This is a genomic window from Streptomyces sp. NPDC101166 (assembly GCF_044768125.1).
Lineage (GTDB): Bacteria > Actinomycetota > Actinomycetes > Streptomycetales > Streptomycetaceae > Streptomyces.
The window spans coordinates 1-1,013 of record NZ_JBIWPF010000398.1 but is presented as its reverse complement, the minus strand read 5'-3'; the positions used below and the strand labels follow the sequence as shown (position 1 = coordinate 1,013).

The following is a 1,013-nucleotide window of genomic DNA, read 5'->3' as shown; positions in this document are numbered from 1 at the left end:
ACTGTTAATCGGAACAGCGTGTGCCGAAATTCGTTTCGGCACACGCTGTTTTCCACGACCCCGGACAGATCGAACTTGATGGACCCGCTCGCGAGGAGGGTCACATCGGCCAAAGCGGGTGCAGACATTCGTTACTTTCCGCTGTCGTGGAAAACAGCGTGTGCCGAAACGAATTTCGGCACACGCTGTTCCGATTAACAGTGATCGCTACTTGACCTGATACATCCAGATCAACGCGTTGGCCAATTCACCGGTGGAACCCCACTTGTACTGACGCGCCAGACCCTGGCCGTCGTAGCCGCGCACGTATTCGACCAGGTCGGGGCGGCTGACCTTACCGGCCTCGATGCCCTTGAGCACGATCGTGGTCAGGTCGTAGCCCTCGGTCGAGTAGGTGCCGGGCTCGTAGTTGTTGAACGCCTTGTAGGCGGTGGCGAACTTGTCACCGGCCGGACCACACGGGCAGGAGAGCAGCGCGTCCTTGGACTTGCTGCCGGCCTGCTTGGTGAACTCGACGTCCTTGGTGCCGTCGTCGGAGATGAAGGTCGCGGTCACGCCGCCGTCGCGCAGCTGGCTCACCAGCGGGGCGGCCTCGGCGTAGTAGCCCGCGTAGAAGATGCCGTCCGGCTTGGCCGATGCCATCTTGGACACGGTCGCCGAGAAGTCCTTCTGCTTCGCCTTCACGCTGGCCGCGCAGCTCGGGTCGGCGATCGGACCCAGGCCCTCGGTGACCGTCTTGGCCAGGCCGGTGCCGTAATCCGAGTCGTCCTGGATGACGCAGATCTTCTTGAACTTGCCGGTGCCCTTGAGGTATCCGGCCACCGCCGGGCCCTGGATGCCGTCATTGCCCAGACCGCGGAAGAAGTTGGTCCAGCCGTTGGTGGTGAGGGTGACATTGGTGGCCGACGGCGTCAGCGACAACAGGTTGGCCTGGTTGAGGATCGCGCCGGTCGCCTTGGTCTCACCGGAGAAGGTGGGGCCGATCAGCGCCACGATCGACGGGTCGCTGACGA

At 63.1% G+C, this 1,013-nt stretch carries 1 protein-coding gene; it reads right to left on the bottom strand.

From position 1 onward, the window contains the following. Positions 1-207: 207 nt before the first annotated feature. Positions 208-1,013, bottom strand: an 806-nt coding sequence (locus ACIRS4_RS39405; protein WP_404205268.1) for a branched-chain amino acid ABC transporter substrate-binding protein, incomplete at its 5' end; no start/stop codon positions are given.